The sequence below is a fragment of the Achromobacter spanius genome (assembly GCF_039673305.1).
Lineage (GTDB): Bacteria > Pseudomonadota > Gammaproteobacteria > Burkholderiales > Burkholderiaceae_B > Achromobacter > Achromobacter spanius_F.
Window position 1 is genome coordinate 106,349 of record NZ_JBDJLJ010000009.1, and the last position, 15,399, is coordinate 121,747.

A 15,399-nucleotide genomic window follows, 5' to 3' on the forward strand; every position below is an offset into this window, starting at 1 on the left:
AGGCTGCGCCTCATTCTTTTGGCTTACAACTGATGGAGGATCGCAATGAGGCTACGCAAGACTATCTTGGCGCTGTGCGCGGTGCTGGCGGTTTCGGGTTGTGTGACAAAGCAGACCTACGACAAGGAGGCGCAGTTGGCAGCGGAGTATTCCGCCCTCAACCAGAAGCTCTCGACCGAATTGAGCGGCGATCGGGTGGAGATCACGCAACTGCAGAATGAGTTGAAGGTGACCATGGTGAACCAGATCCTCTTTCCCGAAGGCGGGTGGAGGCTCAGTCCCAAAGGCGAGCAGACGCTTGCCAAGATAGCGCCCACGCTTTCCAACCTGCAGGGTAAACAGGTCGTCGTCCAGGGGTTCACCGATAACGAGCCCATCGGGCCGGAACTGAGGGCGCACTTTCCCTCCAATCTCGAGCTGTCCTCCGCCCGCGCGGACAATGTGGCGCGCTACCTGATTTCCAAAGGCGTGCCGTCGAACTCGATCTCGGCGCAGGGGTTCGGCGAAGCGCGCCCGGTCGCCAGCAACGCGACGCCCGAAGGCAGGGCCAAGAACCGGCGTGTGGAGATCGTGATCACGGCGGCTGGCCGGCCCTAGGCCATCGCGACCCCCGGGCAAAGCCATTGCCGTTGACATGGCGCAAACAATGGATTGCCTGGGAGGCGCGCAGACGCGGTACGCTGGAAAATCTCAGTCGAGCGCTTCCAGGAGATTCTCATGGCCATGATGATGAAAGCCGCTGTCTTTGTTGAACCGGGCCGTATCGACGTCGTCGACAAGCCGATTCCCGACGTCGGTCCCAATGATGCGCTCATCCGCATCACCACGACCACGATCTGCGGGACCGATATCCACATTCTCAAGGGCGAATACCCCGTGGCGTCCGGACTGACCATCGGCCACGAGCCCGTCGGCGTCATTGAAAAGCTGGGCAGCGCGGTGTCCGGGTACCAAGAGGGGCAACGCGTCATCGCCGGCGCGATCTGCCCGAACTTCAACTCGTATGCGGCCCAGGACGGCGTCGCATCGCAGGACGGCAGTTACCTTGCCGCGCAGGGCCTCTGCGGCTGCCATGGCTACCAGGCCACGGCCGGCTGGCGCTTCGGCAACAAGATCGACGGCACCCAGGCCGAATATGTGCTGGTGCCGGATGCCCAGGCCAATCTGGCGCCGGTGCCGGACGGCCTGACCGACGAGCAGGTGCTGATGTGCCCGGACATCATGTCCACCGGGTTCAAGGGCGCGGAAAACGCCAACATCCGCATCGGCGACATCGTCGTGGTGTTCGCGCAGGGCCCCATCGGCCTGTGCGCCACGGCCGGGGCCAGGCTGCTGGGCGCGTCCACCGTCATCGCGGTGGACGGCAACGCCCATCGCCTGGAGGTCTCGCGCGCGCTGGGCGCGGACGTGACCTTGAATTTCCGTGAGTGCGATGTCGTCGACGAGGTCATGCGCCTTACCGGAGGACGCGGGGCGGATTCGGCGATTGAAGCGCTGGGCCTGCAAAGCACCTTCGAGTCGGCGCTACGCGTGCTCAAGCCCGGCGGCACGCTGTCCAGCCTGGGGGTGTATTCCGAAGACCTGAAGATCCCCGTCAGCGCATTCGCCGCAGGGTTGGGCGATCACAAGATCAACACCGCGCTGTGCCCGGGCGGCAAGGAGCGCATGCGCCGCCTGATGAACGTGATCCAGTCCGGTCGCGTCGATCTTGGCGCGATGGTCACGCATCAGTACAAGCTCGACGACATTGTCGAGGCCTACGATCTGTTTGCGCACCAGCGCGACAACGTGCTGAAGGTGGCGATCAAACCCAACTGACGCGCCGACGGCGCATCAGCGGCAGCGGGCCAGCGCGCTGCCGTCCGGACGAATCTTGTCTGATTCGCCTGGGGACGTTACGGTGTCGGACGGACTGGGCTGTGCCCGGTCCGACACCATTTCGACCCAGGAGGAGCATCATGCCGGTATTTCAGATCAAGCACTTGGATCATGTCGTGCTCAGGGTGCAGGACCTGGCGCGCAGCGTGGACTTTTATACCAAGGTGCTGGGCTGTTCGATCAAGAAGAAGAACGACAAGTACGCCATGATCCACCTGGGCGCGGGCGGATCCATGATCGATCTGGTCGACGTGCAAGGCCCCTTGGGCGCCGCAGGCGGGGGAGCCCCCGGCAAAGAACGACGCAATGTCGACCACTTTTGCCTGCGGGTGGACCCATTCGATGAAACCGCCATCCTCGCGCATCTGCACGCTTTCGGCATTGCCGCGGACAAGGCCGTGATGCGATACGGCGCCGAAGGCGAGGGGCTGTCGATCTATTGCTTCGATCCCGACGGCAATCAGATCGAATTGAAGGGGCCCGCGATCTAGCGCGAGCCCATCCGTTGCGCGCCCGCACGATTGACGGGACGATTTGTCCGTTCCCTGCGCGGGTTCAGCGTACGCTCAGCAGATATTTCAGGCCCTGCGTGAAGCCGCGCGGCGCGACGGTGAGATGGTCCTCGTCGTTCAGGACCGCCGACTTCAGCTTCAGGCCCGGATACTTTCGGCTCTGCAATGCGGTTTCCAGAGCCTGGTTGTCGGCGACCATGTCCACGGTCTGGTTGTAGCGCCGGTCGCCCTTGCGCAGGGCCTCGTAGGCGCCGACATAAAGATAGACGTTCGCCGTCAGGTCCTGATGTCGCGTCGCGTAGCGCGCTTCGAGCTTCAAGGCATGCCGCTTGTCGTACCAGAGAGACGGGCTGCCAAGGATATAGCCGTTGAACAGGCCGGGTTCGGTGAAGAGGATCTGAGTTCCAAGCAGGGCGCCGTAGGAGTGGCCGAGAAAAATTGCCTTGGCAGGGTCGGCCCGGTAGCGGGCGGCGATGAATGGCTTTACCTGATCGCGCAGATACGTTTGATAGGCGCGCGCCTGGCCGTGGATTGCATTGGCGGGTGCCGTGCTTGGACCGTTCGGGGTGGGCGTGTAGTCGCGCTGGCGGCTGACCCCGCCGTCCTCGCCCTTCGCATACGACAGGCCGACCAGGATGAATTCCTCGATCCGGGGGCCTTCGACGTTCAATCGCCGCCCCAACTGGCGGATGATCGGGAACGCGTAATCGGCGTCGGTCACATACAGCACGGGATAGCGCCGTTGCGGCTGCTTCGCGTAGGACGGGGGCAAAGCAACGAAGACCTGGTAGCCGCGGCCCGAGACCGGGTCGGGCACGTCCCACACCTCGCTGCCGGCGATCTCGTAGGGGCGCCCTTCGGCAGACTGCACTGTGGGCGTCGATGGGGCCTGGGCGTGCGCCGGGTCCGCAAGGACGCCGAAGCTGGCGATGAGGGCAATCAGCAAGGCATTCAGAAGGCGTCGTTGCATGTGCAGTCTTCGTTGGCGGAAATCCCGCAGCCTTAAAAGCTGGGCTTCCTGGAGTTCGACCGATTGACAAACTCAACCCGCGCATTGGTCCAGGCCGGATCGTGGAGTTGAATGCTGACTCCGCTGTATTTCAAGACTGCCTGCGTCATGTCGGTCGAGCAGCCCATTCCCGGATTGGAACTGGGCTTCTGGCACCACTCCAGATTCAGGTTGTTGGGAAAGTTGGACTGCCTGCCGTACTTTTCCAGAGCCGCCTGGCCCATGGCGTCTTTGTTGGCGGGGGTCCAGGGCATTTCGTAGCTGATCAGGGACACGGCCAAAGGACCCTGGTTGTCGGCGGTCACGCGCGGTTCGAAGTGGACCACCAGCCTGACCCCGTCCTTTTCATAACTGAAATTCATCGGCATCTTGGTGTTCGTGACGAGGTTGTTCGTCGCGTATCCCGCCTTGATTTCATTCTTGCCGACGTGAAAATTCCTGGCGGCGGCGGCGACCGCTTCGTCGTAGCCCATGCCTGTCTTGACGCCGGCGATATCGAAGGTCCGGGCGTCGACCGAGCGTTGGGGCTCGGCGTGGGCGGGGACGATTGCAAGGGCATTGAGGGCGGAAATCAGGAGTGCAGCTTTCAACTTCAAAATAAAGATCCTTTTCGAATAGCGCCCGGATTATCCGATCGGTCTTGTACTGCGTCCCTAATAAAGTGCAACTAAATTTATCTCCGGCGTGCCTGGGAGATTCACGTCAGTCCACGGTAAACGCGATGACAAGGCCCAGCAGCGCAACCGTCATCAACGCGCCCGACACCGCCGCGGAGGGCCGGTAGTCCGGCCCCGTTCCGTTGTCCTTGAACCGGAATGGCCGCTTGACGCCGACATAAAGGCTGGCCGCCAGCGCGGCGGCGGCCAGCAGACCCCATATATGCGAAACCATCTGACTCCCTGGACCGTCTGGGGCGGGCTGTATTTACTGACTGAGTTCCTCGACCAGGAACCCGCCGCTCTGGTGGCGCCACAAACGGGCATAGACACCGCCCAATTCCAGCAGTTCCGCGTGGCTGCCCTGTTCGATGATGCGGCCTTCGTCCATGACGATAAGCCGGTCCATCGCGGCGATTGTCGAGAGCCGGTGCGCGATCGCGATCACTGTCTTGCCTTCCATCACTTCATCCAGGCTTTCCTGGATCGCCGCTTCCACTTCCGAATCGAGCGCGCTGGTGGCTTCGTCCAGCAGCAGGATCGGCGCATTCTTGAGCATGACGCGGGCAATGGCGATGCGTTGGCGCTGGCCGCCCGAGAGCTTGACGCCGCGTTCGCCGACCAGGGTGTCGTAGCCGCGGTTGCCGTGGTTGTCGCTCAGTTGCTGGATGAATTCGTCGGCCTGCGCGCGGGCCGCGGCCGCCTGGACTTCGGCCGGATCCGCGTCGGGGCGTCCGTAGGCGATGTTGTCGCAGATGGACCGGTGCAGCAGCGAGGTGTCCTGCGTGACCATGCCGATGGCGCTGCGCAGGCTGTCCTGGGTGACCCGGGAAATGTCCTGCCCGTCGATGCGTATCGTGCCGCGGTCGACGTCGTAGAAGCGCAGCAGCAGGTTGATCAGCGTGGACTTGCCCGCGCCGGAGCGGCCGACCAGGCCGATTTTTTCGCCGGGGCGCACGGTCAGGCTCAGGCCGTCCAGCACCTGGCGCTCGTTGTTGTAGTTGAAGAAGACGTTGTCGAATTCGACTTCGCCGCGCGTGACGCGCAGCGCAACCGCATCGGGCGCGTCCTGCACTTTGGGCGGGTGGGTCAGGGTGCCGATGCCGTCCTGCACGGTGCCGATGTTCTCGAAAAGGGAGGTCATCTGCCACATGATCCAGTGCGACATGCCGTTGACCCGCAGCGCCATGGCGGTGACCGCGGCGACGGCGCCCGTGCCGATTTCACTGCCGTGCCACAGCCACAGGGCGTACCCGCCCGCGGAGAAGATCAGCGAGGTGGCCAGCACCTGGTTGAAGATTTCGAACTGGCTGACCAGGCGCATCTGACGATAGCCGGTCTCCTTGAAGTCCTCCATGGCGGCGCGCGCGAAGCGGGCTTCGCGGTTGGTGTGCGAGAACAGCTTGACGGTGGTGATGTTGGTATAGGCGTCGGTGACGCGGCCGGTCATGGAGGAACGTGCGTGCGCCTGGTCTTTGCTGACCTTGCCCAGGCGCGGCACGAAGTACAGCATGGTCAAACCGTACAGCGCCATCCAGGCGATGAAGGGCAGCATCAGGCGCGCGTCGAACCCGCCCGCCAGCGCGACGATGGCGAAGAAATAGACGGCGATGCCCAGCACGATTTCGCAGAAGGTGAGCAGGACTTCGCGCACGGCCAGCGCGGTCTGCATGACCTTGGTGGTGACGCGGCCCGCGAATTCGTCGGAGAAGAACGACAGGCTTTGCCGCAGCATCATGCGGTGGAAGTCCCAGCGCAGGCGCAGCGGCAGGTTGATGGCGAGGATCTGGTGCTGCACCAGGGTGCGCAGGCTGACCAGGACGATGCTGGCCAGCAGCACGAGGCCGATGCCCCACAGCACCTGGCGCTCGTGCGCCGACGCGGGCTGGCCGGCGTGCCAGACGCCGAGCAGGTCGACGATCTGCCCCAGGAAGGCAAACAGCCACGCTTCGTAGATGGAGACCGCGGCGCTCAGCACCGCCAGCGCGGCGATGTAGCCGCGCGATCCGCGCGTGCAGAACCAGATGAACGCGAAGAAGCCCTTTGGCGGCAGGGGCAGGTTCTCGGGCGGGAAGGGGTTGAGCTGGTTTTCAAATCTGCGGAACAAGGCAGAGACTCCGGAATCTGGGTTGATGCCTGGCGGCGGGCAGGTCGCGCGCGCGCAGGCGGCGGCCTTTGGCGGCGTGTTTCCTCAGCGATACTTCAATGCGTCGACAAATGCCGTGAAAGCGGGGGACGCCTGGCGCCTGTTGGGGTAGTACAGGTGAAAGCCCTGGAAAGTCGGGCACCAGTCCGCCAGCACTTCCCTGAGCCGCCCGTCCGCCAGGTAGGGCGCCACCAGCGGCGCCGGAATGTAGGCCAGGCCTATTCCATCGACGGCTGCATTGAGGACATGCATGATGCTGTTGAAGACAAGCTGCCCTTCGACCTTGACGGTAAACGCCTGGCCGTCTTTTGCGAACTCCCAGGCGTAGACGGAGCCAGACGGCCGGTGCCGGATGTTGACACAGGGCAGCCCGGTCAGGTCGTGTGGCGTGGCGGGCGCCGGATGCCGCTCGAAATATGCAGGCGATCCTACCACCACCAGGCGCCAATCGGGGCCGATGCGCACGGCGATCATATCCTTGCTGATGGCTTCGCCCAGGCGTATGCCTGCGTCGAAGCGTTCCTCGACCACGTTGGTGAACCCGTAGTCGACGTACAGCTCCAGGGTAATGTCCGGATAGTCCTGCAGGAACGTCGCCAGCATGGGCCGCAGGCACAGTTCGATGGAATCGTCCGTGCAGGTCACGCGGAGGGTGCCTCGGGGTTTGTCGCGCAGTTCGCCCAGCGCGTCGACTTCGATGGCGATCTGGTCGAACAGCGGCGCGATGGCGAGCATCAGCCGTTGGCCCGCTTCCGTGGGGGCCACATTGCGCGTGGTGCGCGCCAGCAGGCGCACGCCCAGCCGTTCCTCGAGCGCGCGCAGCGTGTGGCTGAGCGCGGAGGGCGTGACGCCCAGCTTCGCGGCGGCCTTCGTGAAGCTCTGGTCGCGTGCGACCGCCAGGAAGGCTTGCAGGTCGTTGACTTTGGCGTGTGTCATTGCTGAATTTTTTTCACAGGTGCATAAAGATTACACCCCCTAATCAGACGGGCGGCGATCCTTCAACATCTGGGCATGATTTTCAAGGGAACTCCCGTCATGAGCCAGATATTCGATTCCAGCAGCGTCGCCACCGAGGACCGGAGCGCCGGGGATGACAGCCGTCGCACCTTCATCAAGGCGGCCGGGGGCGGCCTCGCCGCGCTGGGCCTGCTTTCCGCCGCTGCGGCTCCCGCCTTCGGCGCCAACTACCGCGAAAATGCGCAGCAGGCATCCCACGCCCCGACCGACGCCGACAATTTCTACAAGAGCGATACGGTGACCGTGCAGCGGGTCACCTTCACGACCCAGTACCGCATGCAGGTGGCCGGCAATCTGGTCACGCCGAATGGGCTGGCCCGCAACGGCCGGGCGCCCGCCATCATCGTCGGCCATCCGATGGGCGCGGTAAAGGAACAGAGTTCCATGCTCTACGCCCAGAAGCTGGCGGAAAGGGGTTTCGTCACGCTGGCCATCGACCTGCCTTTCTGGGGAGAAAGCGAGGGCGAGCCGCGCAATCTGGTTGCGCCGGAAATGTATTCGGAAGCCTTCAGCGCCGCGGTCGACCATCTGGGCACGGGCGGGCTGGTGGACCGCGATCGCATCGGCGTGCTGGGCATTTGCGGCAGCGGCGGCTTTGCCATCAGCGCTGCCAAAATGGATCCACGCCTGAAGGCGATCGCCACGGTCAGCATGTATGACATGGGCGCCGTGACGCGCAACGGCCTGAAGCATTCCGTGTCGCTGGAGCAGCGCAAGGCGATGCTCGCGAAAGCGGCGGCGCAGCGCTTTGACGAGTTCACGACCGGCCAGGGGCAGTTCCTGAACTATCTGCCCGTGCGCCTGGATGCGGACGCGGACCCGGTCACGCGCGAATTCTGGGAGTTCTACCGCACATCGCGCGGCATCGCCATCCCCGCAGGCCGCACGCTCGAGCAGACGCAGAACCGCATGCTGACCAGTGAAGTCCGGTTCGTGAATTTCTATCCGTTCAACGACATCGAATCGATTTCCCCACGCCCGCTGATGTTCATCACGGGCGACCAGGCGCATTCCAGGGAATTCAGCGAGGACGCCTATGCAAGAGCGACCGAGCCGAAGGAGCTGGTCTGGGTCCCGGGCGCGGGTCACGTCGATCTTTACGACCGCGTGGGCCTGATTCCCTGGGACAAGTTGGACGCCTTCTTCCAGAAACATCTGGCCAGGCCCGCATAAGGCATCCAGGCCCCGCGTTACGACCCTATTCCGCGTGCGCCCCTTACGGGCGCGCGCGGCGTCTCCTGTTTGATTCATCGAAGATCATTAATGACCAGTACTGCCATTGAAAGCGCGAACGGCCAGCACGGCGCCCAGGCGCGCCCGGCTTCCTGGAGCGGCGTGTTCGCCATGTCCATGTGCGCGTTCGCGCTGGTGGCCTCGGAGTTCCTGCCCGTCAGCCTGCTGACGCCGATCGCGGCCGATCTGCACGTGACGGAAGGCATGGCCGGGCAGGGCATTGCCATCTCGGGGGCGTTTGCCGTCTTGACGAGCCTCTTCATCTCGGCTTTGGCGGGCAACCTGAATCGCAAGTCGCTGCTGATGGCGTTGACGGCGGCGATGGGGCTGTCCGGCGCCATCGTCGCGCTGGCAGGCAACTACTTCATCTATATGCTGGGCCGGGCGCTGATCGGTGTCGTCATCGGCGGGTTCTGGTCGATGTCGGCGGCCACGGCCATCCGGCTGGTTCCCGCTGCGCAGGTGCCGCGCGCGCTGGCGATCCTGAACGGCGGCAACGCGCTCGCCACGGTGGTGGCTGCGCCGCTGGGCGCGTACCTCGGCTCGGTCATCGGTTGGCGCGGCGCGTTCCTGTGCCTGGTGCCGGTGGCGCTGATCGCATTGGGCTGGCAATGGATCACGCTGCCTTCGATGCCTGCAGGCGTGCGCGCGGCGGGCGTCGGCCAGTTCTTCAAGGTGTTTGCGCTGTTCAGGCGTCGTCATGTCGCCGTGGGCATGGCGGCCAGCAGCCTGTTCTTCATGGGGCAGTTCGCGCTGTTCACCTATGTGAGGCCATTTCTGGAAACGGTGACGCACGTGCAGGTGCCGGCGCTCTCGCTCATGTTGCTGGCGATCGGAATAGCCGGGCTTGTCGGCACCATCCTCATCGGCAGTGTTCTCAAGCGGGGTTTCTACCAGACCCTTGTGGCCATTCCCGTCGTGATGGCGGCGATTGCCGTGGCGCTGATCGTTTTCGGAGATATGCCGATCGTCGTCGCGCTGCTGCTGGGCGTCTGGGGGTTGACTGCGACTGCCGCGCCGGTGGGGTGGTGGGCATGGGTGGCCAAGACCTTCCCTCATGACGCCGAGGCCGGTGGAGGCCTGCTGGTGGCCGTCGTCCAGATGGCCATTGCGCTGGGCTCCACCGCGGGCGGCATGCTGTTCGACCACAGCGGCTATCAGAGCACCTTCCTGGCGAGCGCGACGCTATTGCTGGTTGCGGCCGTCTTTGCGTCCCTGACGGCGCAAATCGAAGCGAAGGCTGCGTGAGCTTGTCTTGCGCGCCTGCTCGCAACAGGCAGCCCCCGCTGCCAAGGACTAGAAACCATACAGCGCCGCCGGGTTCGCCGCCAGCACCTGCCGGCGCAGGTCGGCGTCCGGCAGCCACGCGTCCAGTTCGCCCAGCAGGCGCGCCGCCGGAACGTCGCGGTAGGCGCTGACCTCCGTGGGCCGCTTGCCCGGTTCGCGGTTGGTGTGCGGCCAGTCGCTGGCCCACAGCGCGCGCTCGGGATTGCGGCCGACGATGGTCCGCGCCAGGGCCGTCACGCGGGCGGCCTGGACGGGGTCGTCCGGATTCCCGCAGACCCGGTAGGACGCCGACAACTTGACGTAGGCGCTGCCGTTGCCCACCAGGTCCAGCACCTGCCCCACGCGCGGATCGTCCAGCGATACGTGCGCCGGGATCATCGCAAAGTGGTCCAGCACCACGGGCACCGGCAGGCGGCCAAGCGCGGGCGCGGCCGCGGCGATGGCGTCGAGCGAGGCGTAGACCTGGAGGTGCCAGCCCTGGCCGGCAAGTCGGCCGGCCCAGGCCGACAGCGCCTGGCTGACGGTCGCCGCATCGCTGGCGCCGGTGCTCTCCAGGTTGACGCGCAAGCCGCGCACACCCGCGTCGTGCAGACGGGCCAGTTCGGTGTCGGCGACGTCGTCGTCCACGACGGCCACGCCGCGCGCGGCACCATCGAGCGCGAGCAGGCTGTCGACCAGCAGGGCGTTGTCGGTGCCGTAGATGCTGGGCTGCACGATCACGGCATGGGCCAGGCCCAGCCGGTCCAGGTGCGCCTGCAGGTCGGCGGTCGATGCCGGGCCGGGCGTGTAGTGCCGGTCGGCCAGCATCGGATGGTCGGCCTGCGGCGCCACCACGTGCACGTGGCAGTCGCAGGCGTTGGCGGGCAGCGGCGCCGCGGTCATGGTCAGGCCGCCTGCAGGCGGGCGACGAACGCCGCGCCGGCTTCGCGCGTGCCCAGCTTGCCGCCCACGTCGCGCGTGCATTCCTGCGCCAGGATGGTGTCCGCGATGGTGGCTTCGATGGCAGCGGCGGCTTGCAGGAACTTCTGCTGGCCGGTCTTCTGGCCGTGCCAGTTCAGCAGCATCGCGCCGGACAGGATCAGCGAGATCGGATTGGCGATGTTCTGGCCGGCGATATCGGGCGCCGAGCCGTGCGCGGCCTGGCCCATCGCGTAGTCGCGGCCGGCGTTCAGCGAGCCGCCCAGGCCCAGGCTGCCCGACAGTTCGGCGGTCAGGTCGGACAGGATGTCGCCGAACATGTTGGTGGTGACGACGACGTCGTAGCGCTGCGGCGCGCGCACGACGTGCGCCATCATTGCGTCGACGATGACGTCGTCCACGCGCACCTCGGGGAACTCCTGGGCGACCTGGCGGCACATTTCCAGGAACATGCCGTCGCCCAGCTTCAGCACGTTGGCCTTGTGCACCATCGTCACGTGCTTGTTGCGCGTCATGGCCAGTTCGAAGGCGGTGCGGGCGATGCGTTCGCAGCATTGGCGCGTGATGCGGCGCAGGGACACCACCACGTCGGGGGTGATCAGCATTTCGCTGCCGCCGGATTCGACGTTGCGATCGGCGTAGAAGCCTTCGGTGTTTTCGCGCACCACCACCAGGTCGAATTCGCCCAGCCGCGCCTGCATGCCCGGATAGGTGCGCGCGGGGCGGATGTTGGCGTGCAGGTCGAGCTTCTTGCGGAAGTACATCGACGGGTTGATCTCGCCGCGGGCCTCGTCCTTGAAGTCGTACGTGGCCATGGGGCCCAGCATCAGGCCGTCGGCGGCCTTGACCTTTTCCAGCAGGGCGGGCGTGACCGTGGCGCCGTGCTTTTTCAGGCTGTCGTGCCCGGCGATGTCGTGGTCGAACTGAAGGTCCAGGCCGAAGCGGCGCGACGCGGCTTGCAGCACGTCGACGGCGACCGCCATGGTTTCGGGGCCGATGCCGTCGCCGGGGAGTACAACGATTTTCATGGGGATTTTTCCTGTTGGGTTGATCGGTCAGGCCTACTCGACCTGGATTCCGGTGGCTTGCACCAGGCGTTGATACTTCGCGGCCTCGCCGCGCACGAAAGCGGTGAATTCCTGCGACGTGTTCGGGCGCACCGCGGCGCCATCGCCTTCCAGCCGCGACTTGATCGCGGGCTCGGCCAGGATGGCGTTGAGCTTTGCGTTCAACAGTTCGACGACGGCGGGAGGCGTCTGCGCGGGCGCGAATACGCCGCCCCACAGGCTGAACTGGAAATCCGGCACGGCGGCCTCGCTGATGGTCGGGACCTTGGGCAGGATGCCGAGGCGTTCCTTGGAGGATACCGCCAGCGCCCGCAACCGGCCGCTGTTGATGTGCGGCATGGCGGCCGATGCGCTGGAAAAGAAGAAGTCGACGTGGCCGCCCAGCAGGTCGGACATGGCCTGGCCCGCGCCCTTGTACGGCGCGTGGATCATGCGCGTCTGCGTGCCCAGCGCCAGCGCGGCCGCGGCCAGGTGGCCGGGCGTGGCGGTGCCGGACGAGGCATAGGCCAGGGCGTCGGGCTTGGCGCGCGCGGCGGCGATCAGGGCGGCCAGGTCGGCGTAGGGGGATTTCTCCGGGACGGCCAGCACCAGCGGCGAGTCGCCCACCAGGATCACCGGCGCGAATTCGCGCAGGGGGTCGTAGCCCAGCGCCTTCATGGCGTAGGGGTTGACGGCGATTTCGCCCGTCTGGCCCAGCAGCAGCGTGTAGCCGTCGGCGGGGGCGCGCAGCACGATCCGGGAACCCACCGCGCCGGACGCGCCCGGGCGGTTCTCGACGATGACGCTCTGCTTGAACTCCGTGCCCAGGCGCTCGGCGAGGATGCGCGCGAAGACGTCGCCCTGTCCGCCGGGGGCGTAGGGCACGATCATCGTCACGGGCTTGGACGGATACGCGTCCGCGGCGCGCGCGGCGCCGGCCAGGGTCAAGGCCAGGGTGGCCGTCGCGCCTTGCAGAAGGCGGCGGCGCGCCGGGCTGAAGGGATGAGGGGTGTGCTGCATGCTGTCTCCTTGGTGTTCTTGCGCCCGGCGCTTCAGTCCAGCGCCATGCCGGATTTCTTGACCACGCCTTGCCACATTTCCAGCTCGGCCGCGAGGGCGCGGCCGAAGTCCTCGGGCGATCCGCTGATGGCCTGCGCGCCTTCGTGCTTGAGGCGGTCGCTGACCAGCGCGTCGGCCGCGGCGGCGTTGATGGTCTGGTTCAGCTTGCCCACGACCTCGGGCGGCGTGCCGGCGGGGGCCAGGACGCCCCACCACGTCGTGATGTCGAAATCGGGAACGCCCGCTTCGGCGACGGTGGGCGTGTCCGGGAACAACGGCGAGCGCGTCTTGCCGGTGACGGCCAGCAAGTCCACGCGCTGGTCGCGCACCTGCGAAAGAATGGTGGGCACGGTGGCGAAGAACACCTGGACACGTCCGGCCAGCAGGTCGACGGTGGCGGGGCCGCTGCCCTTGTAGGGCACGTGCGTCATCGCGGCACTGGTCTTCTGCTTGAACAGTTCGCCGGCCAGGTGGTTGATGCTGCCGTTGCCGGCCGAGCAGAAGTTCAGGTCGGCGTCCGGCCTGGATGCCAGCTGGCGCAGATCCGCGATGGATTGCAGCTTCAGGTCCTTGGCCGTCACCACGAACAAGGGGCCGCGGCCCAGCATCGCGATCGGCGCGAAGGACTTGCGCACGTCATAGGTGGTGCTGATGCCGGCGGCGGCGTTGGTCACGAAGGTCGACGTGGCGAAGAGCAGCGTGTAGCCGTCGGGACGGGCGTTGGCGACCAGCGCGGCGCCGATCGAGCCGCCGCCGCCGCCGCGGTTCTCCACCACGACGGTCTGGCCCAGCTTGTCCGCCAGCGTGCGCGCCATGTCGCGCGCGATGCTGTCCGTGCCGCCGCCCGCCGCAAAGGGCACCACCAGGGTGATGGGACGGCTGGGGTAGGTGTCGGCCGACGCGGCGACCGGCGCGCAAAGCGCGGGCAACAGCAGGGCCAGCCCCGCCAGCAGACGCTGCGGGGATACGTTGAACTTCGTCATCGACTTGTCTCCGATCGACGGCCGCGCTAACCCTGGCGCAGCATCTTTAGGCGTTCCAGCAGGGCCTGGTGAATGTGGTGTTGAGCGGCGTCTTGCGCGCCTTGCGGATCGCGGGCGCGGATGGCGTCCACGATGGCCTGGTGCTCCTCATTGGAGCGATGGGCCCGGTCGGGCGAGCTCAGCGTGCTGCGTCCGAGCAGGTAGGTGGTTTCGGTCAGCGACTGCAGCGAGCGGATCAGATAGCGGTTGTGCGCGGCGCTGTAGATGGCTTCATGGAAGCGCAGGTTCTGCGCGACGGGGTCGCCGTGGTCGCCTTCGTCCAGGATGGCCTGCATGTTGGCCACGTCGGCTTCGGTGGCATGGCGCGCGGCGAAGGCGGCTGCGGCGCCCTCCAGCACTTCGCGCATGGAATAGAGCTCGCCGACTTCCTGCTGGTCCATCGTGGTGACCACCATGCCCCGGCCGGGCTCATGCGTGATCAGCCCTTCGTCCTGGATGCGCTTGAGGGCTTCGCGCACCGGCGTGCGGCCCATCTCGAGCAGGTCGGCGACTTCGACTTCGCGCAGGCGGTCGCTGGGCGTGAACAGGCCGGCCAGGATGCGGCGCTTGATCTCGTTGTAGGCGGCAAAGGCCTGCGAATTGCTCTTCGGGATGGGCACGGTTGTCTCGTCGTTGTTTTGTATATTTTTGCATACAAAAAATTAGCGAGCAATCCGGCCCCTGAAAATTGACGGGTTCCGGCCCTATCCGTCCAGCGTCGCCCGCGCCACGCGCCGCCGGAACAGGTCCGCCATCGTCGCCGCCGCGAGCGACAGCGGCGTGCCCTGCAGGGTCATGATGCCGACGCTGGCGATCGGCATGGGCACGTCCACCCGGATGCGCCGGGCCTCGTCGCCATAGGGTTTGACGTTGAGCATGCCGGCGGGGCAGATGATGAGGGCGTCGCTGCGGGTCATCAGGCTCCACATGACGCCGAAGGTATCGCAGTCGATGACGCGATCGGGCGCGGGCAGGCCGTGATCGCGCAGGCCTTGCAGGAAGGCCTCGGTGTGACTGCCGCCCGATACGTTGAGCAGCCATTCGCAGCCGCGGATGTCTTCCCAGCGCCGGGCGCGCGCCAGCGGATGGCCGCGCCGGCAGGCGATCATGAATTCGAGGGGCCGCAGTTCCTCGAATTCGAATTCGTGCCCGCCGCCGCCGTCCATCATGCGCGAGGCCACCGCGAAATCCAGCGCGCCGTTGCGCAGCGCGGGCTGGACCGACGCCAGCAGGCCTTCCGAGACCTTGACCCTGGCCGCGGGCATGCTGGCGCGGAAATCGTTCAGGACGTCGGGCAGGACGCTGAGCATCACCATGGGGGTGACCCCGACGGCCACGCGGGCCTGGGCGCCGCTGAGCAACTGGCGGATGTCCTGGCGCGCCAGCGTGAGCTGGGCCTGGGCCAGGCGTGCGCGCACCGTCAGATGTTCGCCGCATTCGGTGATGGCGATGCCCCGCGAACTGCGCGTAAGGAGCGGCGCGTCCAGTTCGGTTTCCAGTTCCTTGATGGCCTTGGTGACCGCGGCCTGGCTCAGGTGCAGGCTGCGCGCCGCGGCGCGGATGCTGCGCAGTTCGGCCACTTTCAGCCACGCCCGGAGTTGATGGTCCTTCACGTG

General features: G+C 66.0%; 16 protein-coding genes. 5 read left to right on the top strand and 11 right to left on the bottom strand.

Annotated features, from left to right (window positions below):
* Window positions 1-45 precede the first annotated feature (45 nt).
* The 3 genes from ABE485_RS10830 (at window position 46) to ABE485_RS10840 (ending at window position 2,369) form a co-directional block, all read left to right on the top strand.
* On the top strand, window positions 46-597 hold the full coding sequence (locus tag ABE485_RS10830) for an OmpA/MotB family protein (protein ID WP_346515300.1): 552 nt from the start codon (window positions 46-48) through the stop codon (window positions 595-597).
* 120 nt (window positions 598-717) lie between these two features.
* The gene (locus ABE485_RS10835; RefSeq protein ID WP_346515301.1) at window positions 718-1,818 is read left to right on the top strand and encodes an NAD(P)-dependent alcohol dehydrogenase; all 1,101 of its coding nucleotides are present in this window, start codon (window positions 718-720) and stop codon (window positions 1,816-1,818) included.
* A 140-nt stretch (window positions 1,819-1,958) separates the two neighbouring features.
* Window positions 1,959-2,369: a VOC family protein gene (locus tag ABE485_RS10840; protein ID WP_346515302.1), complete on the top strand. Its 411-nt coding sequence runs from the start codon at window positions 1,959-1,961 to the stop codon at window positions 2,367-2,369.
* Between the two features lie 64 nt (window positions 2,370-2,433).
* On the opposite strand, the gene ABE485_RS10845 is transcribed toward ABE485_RS10840, so the two are convergent.
* The 5 genes from ABE485_RS10845 to ABE485_RS10865 all read right to left on the bottom strand — a co-directional run bounded on the left by ABE485_RS10845 (window position 2,434) and on the right by ABE485_RS10865 (window position 7,137).
* Entirely contained in the window at window positions 2,434-3,360 is a 927-nt protein-coding gene (locus ABE485_RS10845) for an alpha/beta hydrolase (RefSeq protein ID WP_346515303.1), read from the bottom strand.
* A gap of 32 nt (window positions 3,361-3,392) precedes the next feature.
* A complete protein-coding gene (locus ABE485_RS10850) occupies window positions 3,393-3,995 on the bottom strand; it encodes a hypothetical protein (RefSeq protein ID WP_346515304.1) in 603 nt (200 codons plus the stop codon).
* A gap of 106 nt (window positions 3,996-4,101) precedes the next feature.
* Entirely contained in the window at window positions 4,102-4,290 is a 189-nt protein-coding gene (locus ABE485_RS10855) for a hypothetical protein (RefSeq protein WP_346515305.1), read from the bottom strand.
* A gap of 33 nt (window positions 4,291-4,323) precedes the next feature.
* A complete protein-coding gene (locus ABE485_RS10860) occupies window positions 4,324-6,162 on the bottom strand; it encodes an ABC transporter ATP-binding protein (protein ID WP_346515306.1) in 1,839 nt (612 codons plus the stop codon).
* 84 nt (window positions 6,163-6,246) lie between these two features.
* Complete coding sequence (locus tag ABE485_RS10865) at window positions 6,247-7,137, bottom strand: LysR family transcriptional regulator (protein WP_346515307.1); 891 nt, start codon at window positions 7,135-7,137, stop codon at window positions 6,247-6,249.
* Between the two features lie 99 nt (window positions 7,138-7,236).
* Between ABE485_RS10865 and ABE485_RS10870 the strand changes: the two genes are divergently transcribed.
* Together ABE485_RS10870 and ABE485_RS10875 are read left to right on the top strand one after the other, a co-directional pair.
* Window positions 7,237-8,391: an alpha/beta hydrolase gene (locus ABE485_RS10870; protein ID WP_346515308.1), complete on the top strand. Its 1,155-nt coding sequence runs from the start codon at window positions 7,237-7,239 to the stop codon at window positions 8,389-8,391.
* Window positions 8,392-8,481: 90 nt separating this feature from the next.
* Complete coding sequence (locus ABE485_RS10875) at window positions 8,482-9,699, top strand: MFS transporter (protein ID WP_346515309.1); 1,218 nt, start codon at window positions 8,482-8,484, stop codon at window positions 9,697-9,699.
* 48 nt (window positions 9,700-9,747) lie between these two features.
* Here ABE485_RS10875 and ABE485_RS10880 read toward each other — a convergent pair whose 3' ends face one another.
* From ABE485_RS10880 to ABE485_RS10905, 6 genes are all read right to left on the bottom strand, one after another.
* Entirely contained in the window at window positions 9,748-10,620 is an 873-nt protein-coding gene (locus ABE485_RS10880) for an amidohydrolase family protein (RefSeq protein ID WP_346515310.1), read from the bottom strand.
* Between the two features lie 2 nt (window positions 10,621-10,622).
* A complete protein-coding gene (locus ABE485_RS10885; RefSeq protein WP_346515311.1) occupies window positions 10,623-11,684 on the bottom strand; it encodes an isocitrate/isopropylmalate dehydrogenase family protein in 1,062 nt (353 codons plus the stop codon).
* Between the two features lie 33 nt (window positions 11,685-11,717).
* On the bottom strand, window positions 11,718-12,722 hold the full coding sequence (locus tag ABE485_RS10890; protein WP_346515312.1) for a Bug family tripartite tricarboxylate transporter substrate binding protein: 1,005 nt from the start codon (window positions 12,720-12,722) through the stop codon (window positions 11,718-11,720).
* Window positions 12,723-12,754: 32 nt separating this feature from the next.
* A complete protein-coding gene (locus tag ABE485_RS10895) occupies window positions 12,755-13,744 on the bottom strand; it encodes a tripartite tricarboxylate transporter substrate binding protein (protein WP_346515313.1) in 990 nt (329 codons plus the stop codon).
* A gap of 26 nt (window positions 13,745-13,770) precedes the next feature.
* Window positions 13,771-14,403, bottom strand: coding sequence for a GntR family transcriptional regulator (locus ABE485_RS10900; protein WP_346515314.1), 633 nt, complete (start codon window positions 14,401-14,403; stop codon window positions 13,771-13,773).
* Between the two features lie 84 nt (window positions 14,404-14,487).
* Entirely contained in the window at window positions 14,488-15,396 is a 909-nt protein-coding gene (locus tag ABE485_RS10905; protein WP_346515315.1) for a LysR substrate-binding domain-containing protein, read from the bottom strand.
* Window positions 15,397-15,399: the final 3 nt, after the last annotated feature.

Bases quoted from the DNA above. Each gene is read 5' to 3' on its own strand.
- ABE485_RS10875 (WP_346515309.1), top strand. From the start codon at position 8,482: ATGACCAGTACTGCCATTGAAAGCGCGAACGGCCAGCACGGCGCCCAG.
- ABE485_RS10865 (WP_346515307.1), bottom strand. From the start codon at position 7,137: ATGACACACGCCAAAGTCAACGACCTGCAAGCCTTCCTGGCGGTCGCA.
- ABE485_RS10895 (WP_346515313.1), bottom strand. From the start codon at position 13,744: ATGACGAAGTTCAACGTATCCCCGCAGCGTCTGCTGGCGGGGCTGGCC.
- ABE485_RS10840 (WP_346515302.1), top strand. From the start codon at position 1,959: ATGCCGGTATTTCAGATCAAGCACTTGGATCATGTCGTGCTCAGGGTG.
- ABE485_RS10885 (WP_346515311.1), bottom strand. From the start codon at position 11,684: ATGAAAATCGTTGTACTCCCCGGCGACGGCATCGGCCCCGAAACCATG.
- ABE485_RS10870 (WP_346515308.1), top strand. From the start codon at position 7,237: ATGAGCCAGATATTCGATTCCAGCAGCGTCGCCACCGAGGACCGGAGC.
- ABE485_RS10880 (WP_346515310.1), bottom strand. From the start codon at position 10,620: ATGACCGCGGCGCCGCTGCCCGCCAACGCCTGCGACTGCCACGTGCAC.
- ABE485_RS10845 (WP_346515303.1), bottom strand. From the start codon at position 3,360: ATGCAACGACGCCTTCTGAATGCCTTGCTGATTGCCCTCATCGCCAGC.
- ABE485_RS10835 (WP_346515301.1), top strand. From the start codon at position 718: ATGGCCATGATGATGAAAGCCGCTGTCTTTGTTGAACCGGGCCGTATC.
- ABE485_RS10890 (WP_346515312.1), bottom strand. From the start codon at position 12,722: ATGCAGCACACCCCTCATCCCTTCAGCCCGGCGCGCCGCCGCCTTCTG.
- ABE485_RS10855 (WP_346515305.1), bottom strand. From the start codon at position 4,290: ATGGTTTCGCATATATGGGGTCTGCTGGCCGCCGCCGCGCTGGCGGCC.
- ABE485_RS10830 (WP_346515300.1), top strand. From the start codon at position 46: ATGAGGCTACGCAAGACTATCTTGGCGCTGTGCGCGGTGCTGGCGGTT.